The organism is Alkalihalobacillus sp. NPDC127517, assembly GCF_050276055.1.
Taxonomy (GTDB): domain Bacteria; phylum Bacillota; class Bacilli; order Bacillales; family Bacillaceae_D; genus Alkalicoccobacillus.
In genome coordinates, this window is sequence record NZ_JBNNQX010000003.1 from 196,306 (window position 1) to 212,406 (window position 16,101).

General features: G+C 41.6%; 17 protein-coding genes. 9 read left to right on the forward strand and 8 right to left on the reverse strand.

Annotated features, from left to right (window positions below; translation table 11 throughout):
- Positions 1-54: 54 nt before the first annotated feature.
- From murB to ACQKKO_RS05165, 3 genes are all read right to left on the reverse strand, one after another.
- Positions 55-972 (reverse strand): UDP-N-acetylmuramate dehydrogenase, encoded by a 918-nt coding sequence (gene murB / locus ACQKKO_RS05155; RefSeq protein ID WP_498644978.1) that lies wholly within the window; start codon positions 970-972, stop codon positions 55-57.
- Between the two features lie 139 nt (positions 973-1,111).
- Complete coding sequence (locus ACQKKO_RS05160; RefSeq protein WP_498644980.1) at positions 1,112-1,252, reverse strand: hypothetical protein; 141 nt, start codon at positions 1,250-1,252, stop codon at positions 1,112-1,114.
- Between the two features lie 2 nt (positions 1,253-1,254).
- Complete coding sequence (locus ACQKKO_RS05165) at positions 1,255-1,644, reverse strand: GntR family transcriptional regulator (RefSeq protein WP_498644982.1); 390 nt, start codon at positions 1,642-1,644, stop codon at positions 1,255-1,257.
- 165 nt (positions 1,645-1,809) lie between these two features.
- Here ACQKKO_RS05165 and ACQKKO_RS05170 point away from each other — a divergent pair, with 165 nt between their 5' ends.
- The 3 genes from ACQKKO_RS05170 (at position 1,810) to ACQKKO_RS05180 (ending at position 4,472) form a co-directional block, all read left to right on the forward strand.
- Positions 1,810-2,757 carry a LytTR family transcriptional regulator DNA-binding domain-containing protein gene (locus ACQKKO_RS05170; RefSeq protein WP_498644984.1) on the forward strand — a complete coding sequence of 316 codons (948 nt, stop codon included), beginning with the start codon at positions 1,810-1,812 and terminating at the stop codon, positions 2,755-2,757.
- A 165-nt stretch (positions 2,758-2,922) separates the two neighbouring features.
- Positions 2,923-3,771 carry an ABC transporter ATP-binding protein gene (locus tag ACQKKO_RS05175; protein ID WP_498644986.1) on the forward strand — a complete coding sequence of 283 codons (849 nt, stop codon included), beginning with the start codon at positions 2,923-2,925 and terminating at the stop codon, positions 3,769-3,771.
- Positions 3,771-4,472 carry an ABC transporter permease gene (locus ACQKKO_RS05180; RefSeq protein ID WP_498644988.1) on the forward strand — a complete coding sequence of 234 codons (702 nt, stop codon included), beginning with the start codon at positions 3,771-3,773 and terminating at the stop codon, positions 4,470-4,472. The genes ACQKKO_RS05175 and ACQKKO_RS05180 overlap by 1 nt, the downstream gene beginning before the upstream one ends.
- A gap of 50 nt (positions 4,473-4,522) precedes the next feature.
- Here the strand turns inward: ACQKKO_RS05180 and ACQKKO_RS05185 are convergent, their stop codons facing one another.
- Both ACQKKO_RS05185 and ACQKKO_RS05190 read right to left on the reverse strand, forming a co-directional pair.
- On the reverse strand, positions 4,523-6,532 hold the full coding sequence (locus ACQKKO_RS05185) for a methyl-accepting chemotaxis protein (protein ID WP_498644990.1): 2,010 nt from the start codon (positions 6,530-6,532) through the stop codon (positions 4,523-4,525).
- 327 nt (positions 6,533-6,859) lie between these two features.
- Positions 6,860-7,759: a LysR family transcriptional regulator gene (locus ACQKKO_RS05190; protein ID WP_498644992.1), complete on the reverse strand. Its 900-nt coding sequence runs from the start codon at positions 7,757-7,759 to the stop codon at positions 6,860-6,862.
- Between the two features lie 147 nt (positions 7,760-7,906).
- Between ACQKKO_RS05190 and ACQKKO_RS05195 the strand changes: the two genes are divergently transcribed.
- From ACQKKO_RS05195 to ACQKKO_RS05220, 6 genes are all read left to right on the forward strand, one after another.
- Positions 7,907-8,875, forward strand: coding sequence for an ABC transporter ATP-binding protein (locus ACQKKO_RS05195; RefSeq protein ID WP_498644994.1), 969 nt, complete (start codon positions 7,907-7,909; stop codon positions 8,873-8,875).
- A 4-nt stretch (positions 8,876-8,879) separates the two neighbouring features.
- A complete protein-coding gene (locus tag ACQKKO_RS05200; protein WP_498644996.1) occupies positions 8,880-9,920 on the forward strand; it encodes an ABC transporter substrate-binding protein in 1,041 nt (346 codons plus the stop codon).
- 30 nt (positions 9,921-9,950) lie between these two features.
- Positions 9,951-11,606, forward strand: a complete 1,656-nt coding sequence (locus ACQKKO_RS05205; protein ID WP_498644998.1) for an ABC transporter permease — start codon at positions 9,951-9,953, stop codon at positions 11,604-11,606.
- Positions 11,603-12,679: an MBL fold metallo-hydrolase gene (locus ACQKKO_RS05210; protein WP_498645000.1), complete on the forward strand. Its 1,077-nt coding sequence runs from the start codon at positions 11,603-11,605 to the stop codon at positions 12,677-12,679. The genes ACQKKO_RS05205 and ACQKKO_RS05210 overlap by 4 nt, the downstream gene beginning before the upstream one ends.
- Positions 12,676-13,470, forward strand: a complete 795-nt coding sequence (locus tag ACQKKO_RS05215; protein ID WP_498645002.1) for a hypothetical protein — start codon at positions 12,676-12,678, stop codon at positions 13,468-13,470. The genes ACQKKO_RS05210 and ACQKKO_RS05215 overlap by 4 nt, the downstream gene beginning before the upstream one ends.
- A 159-nt stretch (positions 13,471-13,629) precedes the next feature.
- Positions 13,630-13,935: a hypothetical protein gene (locus tag ACQKKO_RS05220; RefSeq protein WP_498645003.1), complete on the forward strand. Its 306-nt coding sequence runs from the start codon at positions 13,630-13,632 to the stop codon at positions 13,933-13,935.
- A 54-nt stretch (positions 13,936-13,989) separates the two neighbouring features.
- Here ACQKKO_RS05220 and ACQKKO_RS05225 read toward each other — a convergent pair whose 3' ends face one another.
- From ACQKKO_RS05225 to hxlA, 3 genes are all read right to left on the reverse strand, one after another.
- Positions 13,990-14,709, reverse strand: a complete 720-nt coding sequence (locus tag ACQKKO_RS05225) for a 3-ketoacyl-ACP reductase (RefSeq protein ID WP_498645005.1) — start codon at positions 14,707-14,709, stop codon at positions 13,990-13,992.
- A gap of 141 nt (positions 14,710-14,850) precedes the next feature.
- Positions 14,851-15,411 carry a 6-phospho-3-hexuloisomerase gene (gene hxlB / locus ACQKKO_RS05230; protein ID WP_498645007.1) on the reverse strand — a complete coding sequence of 187 codons (561 nt, stop codon included), beginning with the start codon at positions 15,409-15,411 and terminating at the stop codon, positions 14,851-14,853.
- Between the two features lie 3 nt (positions 15,412-15,414).
- Positions 15,415-16,047, reverse strand: coding sequence for a 3-hexulose-6-phosphate synthase (gene hxlA / locus ACQKKO_RS05235; RefSeq protein WP_440160338.1), 633 nt, complete (start codon positions 16,045-16,047; stop codon positions 15,415-15,417).
- Positions 16,048-16,101: the final 54 nt, after the last annotated feature.

Here is a 16,101-nt window from a genome sequence, read left to right on the forward strand (position 1 = left end):
TCCTTATTTTACTATAAAAAAGAAGCGTAGAGTGAATTCTACACTTCTCCTTCGTTATTCAAGGTCTTCACCAAGTACAATGACCTCAGTGTCCAGTTCAACCTGAAAATTGGTTTTTACTGTTTGTTGGACAAGCTTAATTAGATCTAGATAATCTTTTGAGGTGGCTCCATCAATATTCACAATAAAGCCTGCGTGCTTTTTGGATACTTCCGCTCCACCAATTCTTGTTCCTTGTAGATTACTGTCTTGAATGAGCTTTCCTGCAAAGTGACCAGGCGGACGCTTAAAGACACTACCACATGAAGGATACTCAAGTGGCTGTTTGGATTCCCTCGCTTCGGTCAGTGCATCCATTTTTGCCTTGATGACGACTGGATCTCCAGCTGTCAGCTTAAACTCACCTTCAAGAATAATGTAGTCATGGCTTTGGAACGTACTTTTCCGGTAACCTAGGGCTAAGTCTTCTTTTTCGATTGTGAGAATCTCGCCTTCCTTGGTTATCACGGTTGCTCGTTCTAATACCTCGGAGATCTCCCCACCATAGGCGCCGGCATTCATATACAATGCGCCGCCAACACTTCCTGGAATTCCACAAGCAAACTCAAGTCCTGACAAGTTGTGGTCCAGCGCTTTTCTCGATGCACCGATGATGGTTCCTCCAGCTTGAGCAATCATCTTGTCTCCTTCTATAAAGAGATTCGTTAATTTACCCATGCCAATCGTCATCCCACGAATGCCACCGTCTTTAATAATCACGTTAGAACCGCTGCCAAGGATTGTTAGCGGAATATCATGTGCTTTGCGGATATCTAATGCAACTCTCAATTCATCAACACTCTCTGGAGTAACAAACAAGTCTGCATTCCCACCAAGCCTTGTATAGACATGGCCTTTAAGAGGCTCTTGGAGTCTGACATTTTCAGGTTTTATAGTTGTTCTTAATTCTTGAAAAATTGTTTCAAGGTTCATTATACTTGCACCCCATCGTTTAAGATAAACTAATACCTAGTATACAATATGAGAGTAGTTTGGCTATCGTTCATTTGAATGAATTTTAATCCTCTATACCATATTTAAAATAGGTATTCCAATTGCTGTAGCCAGCACACTACCAAGTAGTAGCCACGCTTTCTGGAATCGTCACGCCTAAGCTCTCAGTCCTACGAGTTAAATAAGGTGTCCTCGCACGAATCAAGGCAATTGGTAAGAATATTAATAATAACATGGCAACCAGTGTACTTGTAGTCATTCTCACTCGCCTCCTTTACGAAACTCAGATAATACTTCTTTATATAGACTAATTAGTTCATCTTCCTTTAACTCTTTACATAGTGCTTCGGCCATAATCGGCTTAAGCGTATGTTTGAGACTCTCAATGTAAGCAGCATCAGCCTTTTTTACTCCCTCAGGGTGAACCACAACACCTTTTTGTCGATGAATTAATATGTATCCATCCTGTTTTAACTGCTGGTACGCTTTATTCACTGTATGCAAATTGATTCCTATATCAGAAGCTAATGAACGAACTGATGGTAAGGCATCGTTTGGTTGGAGCTCGCCCTTTGCTATCCCAATCATGACTTGCTGAGTAATTTGAGTATAAATCGCATCCTTTGATTCAAAATCGAGCGTAATGATCACTTTCTGCCCCCCTTTCGTTCTATCTGTTATATTCATAGTATAACAGATAGAACGAGCGACAAATTATTTTCGAGGAAATAATACAAATTTTTAAATTGACAATAGTCTCCAATATTGTACGCTTAAAAGAAGACTACAAGAATGATTGTACAAAGGGGTAACGTCATGACTACTTTCAGCATTGATCAAGATATGATTTCATCTGAATCTATTCCAGCATTTTCTCTAACTACAAGTGATAAAGAAGTGACTACAGTCTATAGCAATATGGATTTGCAAACAGAGATTATTAAGAAATTACAAACTCAAATAACCACTCCCATCTTTGATCAAAAGGACGGTTTGTATACTCGACTCACAGTACAAGAGAATGTTTCTTTTTATCATAAATGGTTTGGATGTAAACTAACGTTGCACGACATTCTTGTTCAATTTGAATTAGCTTCCATAGCGAAAAAACCGTTACATAGATGTTCTGTTTCTGAGGTTCGCAGAGTTCATTATATTAAGTATTTACTTAGTGCGCCTAGCTCCATGGTCTTTGTTGAACCCATTCATGGAGTAGACGTTCTAACGACCCAAACATTTATCTCAATGCTTGAACGAATGAAACAAGACGCGATCCCGACTTTAATCTTTGTTTCGAATATGGAGCATGCACTCCTTTTAGGGGACATCCCTTATAAGCTGCAACAAAGCGGCTTAAAGAAAATAGAGATTGATGAGGAGCAAAATGACGAGGAAGCAGGGGCCATACCCAAAACCTCATTTGATCATTTGTTTAAAATCCCAGCGAAAGTTGATGACAAGATCATCCTATTTGACCCATTAGAGATTGATTACATAGAAAGTCAGGATGGAAAAGGTAAGATTGTGATTAATGATCAATCTTACCTGATGGATCTCACACTTTCAGAGATTGAAAAGAAGTTAAATGTATACGGATTTTATCGATGCCACCGATCTTATATTGTAAATCTGCAAAAAGTACGTGAAATTATCACATGGTCCAAAAATGCGTATTCACTTCGAATTGATAATAGTGTTCAATCGACCATTCCGTTATCGCGGACAAAGATCCAGGAGATTCAAGAAAGATTCAGCTTGCGTTAGGTACCGTTCATAAAAATAATCCATAAAAGTAACTAGAATTAGACACCTTTCAAGAGCAAAATGGGTACCATTCGTCTTCTTTTAGGTACATTTCATACTCATTCGAATGCAGCAATCCCTTGTGCGGTCTATGATAGAAGCAGATAAACAAGGGAGGGCAACAATATGGAAAACGTAATTGAAGTAAACGGATTAAAGAAGACATTTGGCTCACACACAGCCATTAAAAATGTAACCCTACATGTTAAAAAGGGAGAAATTTTCGGCTTACTTGGACCAAGTGGATCTGGTAAAACAACAACAAATAAAATCCTCACAGGAGAGTTATCACCAACGTCTGGAGAGGTGAATGTTCTAGGAATGGAATCATCTAAATTTGGATCTGCTTCATTTAAATCAAAGATTGGTATCTTATCTGATAACAGCTCTTTATACGAACGACTAACAGTGTATGACAACTTAAAACTTTTTTGTAAATTATACGGGGTGCCCGTTTCACAGATTGATGTTCTTTTAAAAGAAGTTAATTTACAGGATGACGGTTCTCGTATCGTTTCAAAATTATCAAAAGGAATGAAGCAACGCGTTCTTCTCGCTAAAGCATTGATTCATAAACCAGAGCTTGTTTTTCTAGATGAACCAACATCTGCACTCGATCCCGGAAACATGACGCATATTCATCGTGGATTGCAACGACTAAACGAAGCCGGAACAACCATCTTCTTAACAACCCATAATATGGAAGAGGCGACAGAGTTATGTGATCGCGTTGCGTTCCTTCATGATGGTGAGCTGCAAGAAGTCGATAGTCCAGCTGCGCTTAGACATAAGTACTCTACAGGTGCATTTCACGTTGAGACTCATGATGGTCATCAGATGGTGATCATGAACAAACCAGAAAATGCAAACCAAATCCAAGAACTAATCGCAACCAATCAAATTAAGTCCATGCATTCAGACCATCCAACGCTTGGCCAAATCTTCTTAAAAGTTACAGGAAAGGAGCTTGTCTAATGAATACTCAACGCATAGCTGCCATTTTTGAAAAGGATTATAAGGATTTTTTGAAGAATACGACTTTACTTGTAACGGCAGTTCTTCCTATTGTAATGGCATTAATGTATAGCCAGATGAGTGACGGAGGAGATGAAGCACTAATTTACTTCATTTACACCATTATCGGCGTCACGTTCTCTGTTGTTACCACTAATTCAATGTTAACAATGATGGCTGAAGAAAACGAAAAAAAGACGCTACGTGGCCTGATTCAATCGCCTGCAACGTTTGCGGATATTATCATCGGCAAGAGTTTACTCACTGCCCTTCTCACAGTTGTCGCTCTTTTTATCTCCTTATTTATTATTGGGTTTGAGCCTTTATTAGAGCTACGTGTCATCATTGCTATCTTTTTATTGTTCATATTCTTTCTCATGATAGGTATTGGCGTTGGCCTCTTCGCAAAAAGTATTGCTTCAACGTACGTCTATTCAATGCCGATCATGTTCCTATTTGGATTTACACCCTTGCTATTAATGCTTGATTTCTTTGTTAAAAATGAGATCGCCTCATCCATCATCGAATTTTTCCCGATTGTTCAAGCAATCGAGCTTCATGATACGAATTCATGGCTCCCTGTTGGTATCATCTCGTTATGGGTACTTGCCTCCATTATTTTCGTAGTTGTATTCTTTAAGCGCAGTATGACAGACGATTAAGTAAGAGGAAAAACCACACTCTGGTCATCCAGAGTGTGGTTTCTCTTTCATTATTCTTTCTCTAACTCAAACCGTAACGCTAAGTCCTGCAACTCTTCCGCCACTTGCGATAGGCTGGTAACAGAAGCTGCGATTTCCTGCATGGATGCAAGCTGCTCTTCTGTGGATGCTGTCACGTTTTCAGAATTTGCTGCAGTCGTCTCTGCAATCGTAGCAATTTCTCTGAACGTTTCTATAAATTGTTTGGTCCCTGCATCGAGGTGCTTGGTTTCTTTGTTAACGTTTTGAACGTTATCTGAGACACCCTCCATAAAATGTTTTACCACGTTAAAGGTTGTACCCGCTTGGTTCACCACTTCTATGCCTTTTTGTACTTGTTCTGTACTTTCATTCATTTTTACAGTGGTTCGACTTGTTTCTTTTTGAACAGATTCAAGCGTTGTTTTGATTACTTTGGCAGAGTTCGCTGATTGTTCTGCAAGCTTGCGGACTTGTTCAGCCACAACAGCAAAGCCTTTTCCTTGCTCGCCTGCACGTGCTGCTTCAATCGCTGCATTTAAAGCAAGAAGGTTGGTTTGTTCTGCAATTCCAGTAATCTCATCAATTACTCTCGTAACCTCTGTTGCTTTGCTGCCAAGACCTGTAACACTTACTGAAAGCTCCTCAACCGTTTGTTTTACCTGCTGCATCTGTTGAATGCTACTCGAAATCGCCGCATGCCCGTCTTCCACAGCCTGTGTCGCCTGTACCGTATGTTGAAGCACCGAATGCGCACGGTCCGTTACGGATGAGACGCTCTCTGTCATTTTCTTCGTTGCCACGTTTCCTTGTTGGATCAAATCTTTTTGTCGATCCACCTTCTGTGCCATTTCCTGTACATCTGCTGAGATTTGTTCTGTTGCTTTTGTATTTTCTTCTGCACTTGCAGATAGCTCCTCAGCGGATGCAGCTACATATTGAGACTTATCCTGAACCTGTGAAATCATATTTGAAAGCGAAGTCTTCATCGTATCAAATGCCCGGCTCAGTCGATTGATTTCATTTTTCTCATTTGAGGTCACATCAAAGACTACTCTCAAGTCACCTTCACTCATCTGCTCAGCAGAGTCTGTTAACTTGCGAAGAGGGCCAGTAATGGATCGAACCAATAGTAAGACAAGCGCCATTCCTACAACAATAGAGGCTAATGTAACAATTCCTGATGTGATTAAGATTGGCTGTGTAGCCTGACCTACTTCCTTATCAAAGGAAACCGCAACAATCTTCCATCCTGTTTCTGGATTCGTTAGAAAGCTTAATGTTGTTGCTTCTCCATTTAGGTCAGCCTCTATCTGACCCGCATCAGACTCTTGAAAATCTTGATAGGCCTCATTTGCAGGCTCTCCCAACGTTTCTGTTGGATGTGCCAAATAGCGATTCTCGTTATCAAGCAAGAATACATATCCTTGGTCTCCAATTTTTATGCTTGAAAATAGATCCGTTAATGCATCAAGCGTAATATCAATACCCGCTACGCCTAGTCCATCTTCTGTTGTTTTGGCTACCGTTGTAACAATAGAACCTGATGACGCTGATACATAAGGTGGAGTAACGATCATCTCTCCAGATTGTTCAAATGCCTGCTGATACCATGGACGTACACGTGGATCATAGTCTGGGGCAGAGGGCGGATTTGCTGGTGATTTTATAAAATGCCCTTCCTCTGTCCCCACAAATGTCAGCTCCACATTTGTACGTGCTGCTTGAAAATCATCTAAAAGCTTCCGTTGTTCTGGGGTATCCTCCTCTAAAAATGATGCCGTGTCACTTGTACTTGCCAGATAGTCAATGTTTTCCTTTTGATTTAAGATAAAACTACTAATTGTATGATTTATGATCGATAAACTCTCTTCAGCCGAACCATTCAGTTGCTTATCAACGTTCTGACTTGCACTGAGAAAGGAAATAATCGCAATTAAGAAGCTCGGTATAATAAGTACCAATAAAAAAGAAAGGATTAGTTTTGATTTTAATGAAGTGTGTAATCTTGATGCTAGTGCTCGTCTTTTTGTGTTCGACATATGGTGTGATCCCCATTCCTAAAGTTTCATCTACACATGTCCTCATGAGACGAACATGTATTACTACATCTATCGGACGTCATTCAACCACTTTACATAGATGTTACGGCTGCCGAATCAATCTTTTTTATGAAACCGCCACCTTCTGTAAAAAGGTGGTTTGAATGGGTATATAATAGGTTATCAGATGGTAAAAAGGAGGAGAAAATCCATGCGACCACAAGAAAATGAACAGGTTAAACATCCAGAAAAGCCTTCTTATAAAAAACTACTTATCGCCCTTTTTCTAGGAAAGCTTTCTGCAATTGTATTTGTTCAATGTGTCATCTAACTCATCATAAGTGAGTCATCCAATTCTCTTATTTCTCCTACCAGCTCCTGAAAATGTTTAAACGGAGCTCCCATCCACAACTCTCGGTGGTACACAAAATAAATGTGCCGTTCGAGCTCCCGATTATCAAACTCGATATAAGCCAGATGGTCTTCCTTTTCAATTAACTTCTTAGAAATCAGCGCAACCGACTTCCCGTAAGAAAGCATTCGACTAATCGTTGAAACAGAATCAAGCTGAATCATTTCCATCTCCAAATTCTGTTCTCTTAGCCATGTTTCCGAGAAATGACCCGTTGAACTTGAAAGTCTATGTACAAGTAAGATCTGACCCCTCATATTAACCTTCTCAACATTCGGCATGGTTGAGAAAGGATGTAATGTGCTGAATGCGAGTACAATCTTGTCACTTGCAATGGATTCATAGTGTAGCTCCGGTTCTTTTTTGCCTGTTTCCATGACTAAACCACAATCAAGCTCCTGTAATAGGAGCTTTTTTTCAATTTCAGGGGCCGTCTGTACGTCGAGTGATACCTTAATTTTCGGATAGCGTTCTGCCAGCTGATGAATCAGCTTAGGCATATAGATTTGTGCCGGCACACCGCTTGCTCCAAGCGTAATTGAGCCGTGTCCCCCTTGCTTATAATCCTCCACACTTTTCTCCATCGCCTGATTCACCTGGTTCAGCTGCTTTGCGTAATGGTACAGCATTTCACCAACATCCGTTAGTTTGTAGCCGCCGGCATTCGTTCGAAATAACTTCACTCCGTATTCCTCTTCTAATGATTTGATGTGGAACGAGACAGTTGGAGTAGATAGCCCTAAAAGTCTTGCGGTTTGAGTCATTTTTTTCGTTTCAACTAATGAGAGAAAGACGTTTAGCTTTTGAATATTCACTGGATCCTCCTACAGTAATTTAGATAGATTCTAACGATGTGTCAAGTTTATCAGAATCGTTTTAACGTATTGTTAACAATCTATTAATCCTTTCTAAATACTTTGTCCCTAAACTAAAGACGAAGAGAAAAATGAGGAGAGGGTAACATGATCATTCGCTTGAATGGGATCGAGAAACGATTTGGCTCCGTACAAGCAGTCAAACCGATTGATCTCACGATTAAAGACAGCTTTGTCACCATCCTCGGTCAATCAGGCTGTGGAAAGACCACCTTATTAAAAATGCTGGCAGGTCTAACTGAACCCACCGCGGGCGAGTTAACATTTGATGAGCGTACGATTTTCTCTGAAACAAAGAAGATCAACGTGAAGCCAAATAAGCGGGAGATCGCAATGGTCTTTCAGGACTTTGGGTTGTGGCCACACATGAATGTGCTTAATAACATCGCATTTGGTCTTCGTGGCAAAGTCTCGAAACGAGAGCGGCTGACTCTGGCACGTGAGGCACTGAGTCGGGTGAAACTTGAAGCAAAAGCGAACATGTTGCCCGGTGATTTGTCTGGTGGTCAGCAACAACGTGTAGCTCTCGCACGGGCGATTGCCATCCAGCCAAAATTGATCTTGTTTGATGAAGCATTAAGCGCACTTGATGCGGTCCTACGTGATGAAATGCGCGAGGAAATATTGACGATCCTTCAGTCCATCGGATCCCAAGGAATTTTTGTTACTCATGATCAATCAGAAGCAATGGCGATGTCCGATTCGATGATCGTGATGGATGCCGGTTCTGTTGTTCAAACCGGGTCTCCAGAAGAGATCTATCACACGCCAGCTAATTCCTATGTGGCAAATTTTATTGGAAAGACCAACTGGTTAGAAGGAGAAAATCAGATGATTCGCCCAGAAAATATCTCTCTAAGCCCTCGAAAACACACCATTCTTAGATCGGGTGTTGTGGCAAAAAGCATGTACGAGGGCGACCGCTATGTCATTTTTGTAAATACACATGAACAGCTTTGGAAGGTCTATGACCATAAACCGCATGAAGAAGGTTCAGCGATCACGCTTTATATTGACGAACACTCTATCCATTCACTAATGAAACGGGAGGCATAATTTGATGAAAAAACGTAATCTATTAACTATTGCAGGGGTATCAGCATCACTTTTTCTACTTGGAGCTTGTGGGGATAATGCCGAAGCCACAGAAAAAACAGAGAACACAAACACAGAAACAGCTGAAGCCCAAACAGATTCTACAAGTGATACATTAACCGTTTACTCTGCGGGACCTGAAGGATTAGCTGAGAACATCCAGGCTGCATTTGAAGAAGAAACAGGCTTAACGGTTGAAATGTTCCAAAGCACAACTGGTAAAATTCTTTCTCGTCTTGAAGCAGAGTCCAATAATCCGATTGCCGATGTTGTTGTTCTTGCATCAATTCCTTCGATGGAAGGCCTGAAATCTGAGGAGAAGCTTCAACCGTACGAGCCTGAAAATGCAGACAGTATGAATCCGGAATGGAATGATTCAGATCATTACTACTATGGCTACAGTGCCTCTGCTCTAGGTGTTGCCTATAATACAAACCAGGTTGACTCTCTTGATGCAGATTGGGAAGCATTTGGGGAGGCTGAGTGGGAAGGCCGCGTAACGATGCCTGATCCGACTTCATCTGGATCTGCCGTAGACTTTTTGTACGGATTAACAGATAGCGATGAAAAAGGCTGGGAGATCATTCAAAGCTGGAAGGATAATGGTCTTCTTGTTGCTGGAGCAAATAAGGAGTCTCTTGATGCAGTGATTACAGGAGATAAAGACGTTGTAGTTGCAGCTGTAGATTATATGACGTACAAAGCGAAGGATAGCGGTGAGCCGGTTGATATTTATTATCCGGAAAGTGGTACAGTGATCAGCCCACGTGCAGCTGGAATCGTAGCTGATTCTAAAAATCTAGAAGGTGCAAAAGCCTACATGGACTTCTTATTATCTGACGCGGCTCAAGAGCTAGTTGCAGATGCATACATCCTACCAGGAAATGCGGACATTGAGTTAAGCAACCGCGCACCTTTAACTGATATTCCTACTCTTCCATTTGATTTTGAAGGCATCGAAGACAAGCAAGTTGAAACGCTGAATACCTTCTTATCTATGGAGTAATTCGCTACGACGCACATTGGAGGTATCCACGTGATTATACAGAAACACGCGCCTTATACGATCCTATTAATTATTGTTAGCTTGCTAGCAGTAGCACCTTTGTTTTCCGTCCTCATCTACACATTTGTAGATGAGGGTTCTCTATCATTTGAATCCATGCAGTATGTGCTTGCGTCTAATCGTATTCTGCAAACGATGCAGAATTCCTTGTTGCTTGGAGTGTACGTAATTGCAGCAACAACGTTCATTGCCCTACCACTTGCCATTATTCGAACAAAAACGTCTCTCGCACGCCACAACTGGCTTGATCTAGTATTTGTGATTCCGTTTATGACCCCACCATATATCGGGTCTATGGGATGGATTTTATTCATGCAGAACAATGGCTACTATGAGCAATTATTTGGCGGCAAGTTTCCTTTTACCTTCTTTAATATCGCAGGAATGGTCTTTGTGATGAGTATGCACCTCTATCCATTCTTGTACCTGATGTTAAAAAATGCTCTCCTCAGAATGAGCGGATCCTTCCTAGATGCAACCTTAATCTATGGTCGGAACCCAGTCTGGAATTGGATTCGTGTTGTTTTGCCATTACTCATTTCAAGCTACGTGATGGCTAGTCTCCTTGTTTTCATTAAGACGTTAGGAGAGTTTGGGACTCCTGCTACATTCGGTAAACGGATTGGGTATGACGTGCTTACAACAGACATTCATGCCTACCTGTCTCGTTGGCCGATTAACATCTCAGCGGCTACCAGCCTATCACTCATTCTATTAAGTGTGTGTATGGTCATTTGGTATCTCCAGAATGTGATCAGTCGAAAGTATTCGTTTGGCATTCATTCAGGAAAATCTGGCAGTAGCACCAAACCAAAAGACACCGCTCTTGTTCGAGTGATCTCAAGTGGCTATGTTCTAGTTATTCTCGGCCTTTCCATTGGAATTCCTTACTTTTCTATCATCGTGACCTCACTATTAAATATTCGTGGAGAGGGTCTCAGCTTAAGCAATCTGACGTTCACTCATTATGCAGACCTCTTTACCATTGGCTCCTCGAGCTTTAAAGCATTAATGAACAGTATAAACTTTGCCTTTATCGCTGCTACAGTTGCAGCCGTTATTGGCTTCTGTGCCGCACTTATCATCCGCGAGGGTCAAAAAAAATCACAGCAGGTGCTAGATTTTACAAGCATCCTGTCAAATATCGTTCCTGGTATTGTCTTTGTGGTGGGTCTCATTTTATTTTGGAATACCCCGTGGTTTCCATCAACCATCTACAACACAACCTGGATGCCGATTGTCACGTACATTGTGCTCTTTCTGCCTTATTCCGTGCAATATACGAAGTCTGCCTTATCACAGCTTCATTCATCTATCCATCAATCAAATGCGGTTTTTGCTCACAACGAGTGGCTTGTCCTCATTCGAGTCTGGTTGCCTCTACTTGGGCAAGGGATTCTTGCAGGCTGGGTGATGACCTTTATTATATCGATGCGTGAACTGGTTGGTTCCTTACTTATTCTTCCGCCTTCTGTAGAAACGAGTGCAACATTCATTTATAGCCAATTTGAACAAGGAGATGTCTCTAAAGGAATGGCCATGGCTGTTGTAACGGTTCTATTGACCATCCTTTGTATCTTTGTGGTAGAGTCGCTGCAACGAAAGGCCATGCGAACAAAATCATGATGAATCTCACCACCTTTGGAGGCGTAAAAGAATACGGTCGAAATTGCTTTCTCCTAACCGACCACACAACCAACACACGTATCATGCTAGACTGCGGCGTCAGAAACGGCTCACCCGAAGTGTACCCTGAGATTACCGAGGAGACCGCTCAGTCGCTTCAAGCCGTTTTCATCTCACATGTTCATAACGACCATATCGGAGCACTACCCTTACTTGCGAAAAAAGGATTCCACGGAGAGGTGTGGATGTCAGAAGCAAGCCTTGCTCAGCTTCCCCCTATCATTTCTCTGTGGCAGCAAAAGAACCCGGATGTGTCCCTTGCCAACCTTCATTTCCGTGCATTTCCTAAACAAACACGGGGCAAGGAGGTTTCCTTAACGAAGAGTCTACACGTGACCTGGGGCTACAGCGGACATATGCTAGGCAGCGTCTGGTATAGCTTTCGAGTGAATGAGGAGACATTCTTTTTCTCCGGCGATATGGCACTTGATGCACCTTTGTTAGTTACAGATCAACCAACTCTTCGTTTCTATGATCACGCATTAATTGATAGCGGTCATGCTGCCTATACGATGCCTTATCAGAAAAGTATTCGAAATATCATGGACGCTCTTTCAGACCCACTCGAGCCGTACCATGTTCCGGTTAATCTCTCTGGCAAAGCCTGTGACCTTTTGTTTTCACTCTATCACGCACTACCTGATCGAACCTTCTTCATTGATCAAGGGCTAAACGATCACCTGCACGCCTATCTGCAGTACCCTGATCAGATGCGTGAAGAGCGAACTCACGAATTTAAGCATATGCTTCAGAGCGATCGATTGCAGCTCGCATCAGAAGCAAAGCAGCCTGGAATCTATTTAACGAAGCAATCACCTTTTGAAATGACTAAGATTCAGACGGGCATCTATCTCGATCCATCTTCTCCCTTTTATAAGTCGCATCCAGATCGAGATGACCTTTCAAGGATTCTTTCTTATATGAAAGCAAGTCACGTCACATTTTTTCATAGTAAGGAGCAGGATTTGGAAATCATCTTAAAACACCAGACAAATGGAGGAATCATTTTATGAAAAAAGTGAGTTTCGTAGGCGCATTAACCATTGCATTCTTTACAAGCTTCGCCCTTCCCGCGCAAGCAGAGAGCCCCATTGAACCAGGGTATGAAGTGAAATTCAACCTAGATCTCGACTCATTCTCAAATCAAGAGGATATTGTTCAAACGTTTAATGCTACACATGACGAAGATGTTAAAGTCTATTACTTTGATACTCCAGACCAACAATTCCGAGATCAGGGCTACATACACCGCCTCCGAATCTACGCGAGTGATAAGAAGACAAATATCACTTATAAGAAAGTCTTTCCTGGAGTGACTGTAGAAGACGCAATCGCAGAAGCAACAGCAAAAGGGTTCCATAACGACATGTCCAATTATAAATTTGAGAATGACCGTAAAGAAGGTACCGATACATTCTCTATTAGTCGAAAAGAAACCTTTAAACAAAACAAAAAGCTAACATTTGATTCAATTGACGTAGATTATGCCGTGAAGCTCTTTAAAGAAGAAGCTCCAAAGAAATATCGCACATGGGATCAGGAAGACTGGTATCAGGACACACTTAGCCAGACCATTCCATATGGCCCTGCACTTGCCGAAACCTTTGAAGGCAAATATCTAGGAGAGGACGCGGACCTTGAAATCTGGACATACAAAGGAGATACAATCGCCGAAATCTCAACGAAGGTTGCGGAAAAGGAGCAAGCAGATCAAATAGAAGAAAGCTGGTTAGACGGATTGAGTGAATCTGGTTGGTTAAGTGACGAACAAACGTCGAAAACAGGATTTGTGATGGATAAATAAGAGAAAGGCTGTCTCGCTTACGAGGCAGTCTTTTTTACGGTTTGAATGAGATTGGTTTAATTTTCTTAAAGCTTCATCTATAGATTTTTTCAATATTCTGGTAGTTGGCATGTTATCATTGTAATAACATATCATTGTAAATAAAATGGAGGTAATGAGATGGAACATACCAAAAAACTTGGCTTAGGAAGTTTTTCTTTGGTTCTTTTTTTATGTAGCTCTGTTCTTTTGTTTGCGAGCGATAAAGGCTACAGTGTCGGTGAATACTTGCTTAAGCTAGTAGGTCTCAACGTGCATGAAATGGTCATTGCCGTTCTTCTTTTATTAGTAGCTGTGTTCATTGCAAGAAGGTACCCTACTCACTTATTCTCCAAGTCTGGATTGATCTCATCCTCGATTTTATTAGGTCTTATTTTAACCTTAGCACTCATTGATCTTATCTTAAGGTTTGTTGATTTGTTTTGATTTAGCTATCACAAAAAAGCCAGAGACTTAGTCTCTGGCTCCTTTCAATTCCACTTACGGGTTTGTTGACCACATACCTGCTGATTTGATAAAGATACGTGGGTGTAATTTTAATTGTGACACGATGATTTCTGCTAGATCTTCTGGCTGCATCACTTTTTCAGGATTGCCGTCCGTCAGATTCTCTCTAACTGCAAGGTCTGTTGCAACCGTACTTGGTGTAAGTGCTGTTACGCGTACATTATGCTTACGTACTTCAAGTGCAAGGGATTCTGTAAGACCAAGTAGGCCAAATTTAGAAGCACTGTATGCACTTGTTGCTGGTGCACCTTTTTGTCCAGCTGTTGAAGAGATATTGATGATGTCTCCGCCTTGTTTTTCGATCAGCTGCGGAAGCACCGCTCTTGTTACGTAGTATGTTCCTGTTAGGTTCACGTCTACGATATTTTTCCACTCTTCTGGATCTAAGTCCATAAAGCCACCGAACTTACCGATTCCTGCATTGTTAATCAGGATATCAAATGTGCCAAGCTCGCTTGTGAGTGAGTCCACTGCTTTGTTTACTTGCTCAAGTGATGAGATATCGGCTGTTGCAATTGCTACCTTCACACCTGTTTCTTTAAGCTGTTCTGCAAGACCGGTTAAGTCTGCTTCTGTACGAGCAACAAGACCCACGTTTACGCCTTCGTTAGCTAGTGCGATTGCAGTTGCTTTCCCAATTCCTTTACCCGCTCCAGTGATTAACGCTGTCTTGCCTTTTATCGTTTGTGCCATGGAAATCCCTCTTTTCTGTATTCCTATTCCTACTCATTTTACTGAGTTCTTGTCCTAAAGTGAAGTAATGTCCCCTATAGGATGCGATGAAAAAACACCTTTGATTCCTATATGATACAGAAATCAAAGGTGCCTCATTACCTACTCAAGGTTGGCATGTTTGCCGTACATTTGTTTTGAATTCAGTTCTTTCTTTTCCATAAAACGCAGAATCACTGCATCATAGAAAAGAAGGGACGTCTGTTCAAATAGGGAGCCCATTGGTTGAATGGTCTCATATTCACTACCTTCTGCACGGTCTTTCGGTGCTCCAGGTAAGATGACAGTGAGATCGGCAAGCTTACCGATTGTAGAATCAGGAGAAAGCGTGACAGCAGCAACTGTGCCACCAAGAACTTTTGCCTTTTCTACAATTGGAATTAAACTTTTTGTTTCCCCTGATCCTGTACCAACGATTAACAGATCCCCTTTTTCAAGGTTCGCCGTAACGGTTTCACCTACTGCGTAGGCATCGATGCCCATATGCATCATGCGCATCACAAAGGACTTACCCATAAAGCCAGAACGTCCAGCTCCCACAACAAAGACTTTCTTCGCTTGAAGAATCGCTTCAACTAGCTTGTCCGCCTCTGTCTCGGAGATTGACTGAACTGTACCTCTAAGCTCTTGAATAATCGTCTCAAGATACTCGGTAGTATTCATTGATTACCCTTTGTTGATTAGTGCTTTGATTTCTTGTGCAGCCGTTTTCTTGTCGTCTTTAGACGTGATTCCGCCACCAACGATAACTAGGTCTGGCTGAGCTTCGATTACTTCTGGAAGAGTTTCAAGCTTGATCCCACCAGCGATTGCTGTTTTTGCATTTTTAACAACAGATTTGATCTTACGTAGATCTGCGAAAGAATCTTTTCCTTCTGCTTGAAGGTCATAACCAGTGTGAACGCAGATGTAGTCTGCACCAAGCTGATCTAATTCTTTTGCACGTGTTTCGATATCTTTTACAGCAATCATATCAACAAGGATTTCTTTTCCTTCTTTTTTCGCTGCTTCAACCGCACCACGGATTGAGCTATCTTCAGCTGCACCTAGGATTGTGATGATGTCTGCACCAGCAGCAGAAGCTTGTTGTACTTCGTAGCCAGCAGCATCCATGATTTTAATATCAGCAAGAACGGTAAGGTTCGGGTATGCTTCTTTAACTGCACGAACAGCTTCGTGACCAAGGCTGTTGATGATTGGAGTACCAATTTCAACGATATCGATTGAATCTTGAACTTCTGCTACAAGCTCAATGGCTTCTGGAATATTTACTAAGTCTAATGCTAATTGTAATTTCATGATGAAAAAACTCCTTTTTTTCTTTGGATTTGACAGCCTGTATAGTATCTCTCA

Excerpts from the sequence above, each read along its gene's own strand:
- murB (WP_498644978.1), bottom strand. The coding sequence starts at position 972 with ATGAACCTTGAAACAATTTTTCAAGAATTAAGAACAACTATAAAACCT.
- ACQKKO_RS05160 (WP_498644980.1), bottom strand. The coding sequence starts at position 1,252 with ATGACTACAAGTACACTGGTTGCCATGTTATTATTAATATTCTTACCA.
- ACQKKO_RS05170 (WP_498644984.1), top strand. The coding sequence starts at position 1,810 with ATGACTACTTTCAGCATTGATCAAGATATGATTTCATCTGAATCTATT.
- ACQKKO_RS05175 (WP_498644986.1), top strand. The coding sequence starts at position 2,923 with ATGGAAAACGTAATTGAAGTAAACGGATTAAAGAAGACATTTGGCTCA.
- ACQKKO_RS05180 (WP_498644988.1), top strand. The coding sequence starts at position 3,771 with ATGAATACTCAACGCATAGCTGCCATTTTTGAAAAGGATTATAAGGAT.
- ACQKKO_RS05185 (WP_498644990.1), bottom strand. The coding sequence starts at position 6,532 with ATGTCGAACACAAAAAGACGAGCACTAGCATCAAGATTACACACTTCA.
- ACQKKO_RS05195 (WP_498644994.1), top strand. The coding sequence starts at position 7,907 with ATGATCATTCGCTTGAATGGGATCGAGAAACGATTTGGCTCCGTACAA.
- ACQKKO_RS05200 (WP_498644996.1), top strand. The coding sequence starts at position 8,880 with ATGAAAAAACGTAATCTATTAACTATTGCAGGGGTATCAGCATCACTT.
- ACQKKO_RS05210 (WP_498645000.1), top strand. The coding sequence starts at position 11,603 with ATGATGAATCTCACCACCTTTGGAGGCGTAAAAGAATACGGTCGAAAT.
- ACQKKO_RS05215 (WP_498645002.1), top strand. The coding sequence starts at position 12,676 with ATGAAAAAAGTGAGTTTCGTAGGCGCATTAACCATTGCATTCTTTACA.
- ACQKKO_RS05220 (WP_498645003.1), top strand. The coding sequence starts at position 13,630 with ATGGAACATACCAAAAAACTTGGCTTAGGAAGTTTTTCTTTGGTTCTT.
- ACQKKO_RS05225 (WP_498645005.1), bottom strand. The coding sequence starts at position 14,709 with ATGGCACAAACGATAAAAGGCAAGACAGCGTTAATCACTGGAGCGGGT.
- hxlB (WP_498645007.1), bottom strand. The coding sequence starts at position 15,411 with ATGAATACTACCGAGTATCTTGAGACGATTATTCAAGAGCTTAGAGGT.
- hxlA (WP_440160338.1), bottom strand. The coding sequence starts at position 16,047 with ATGAAATTACAATTAGCATTAGACTTAGTAAATATTCCAGAAGCCATT.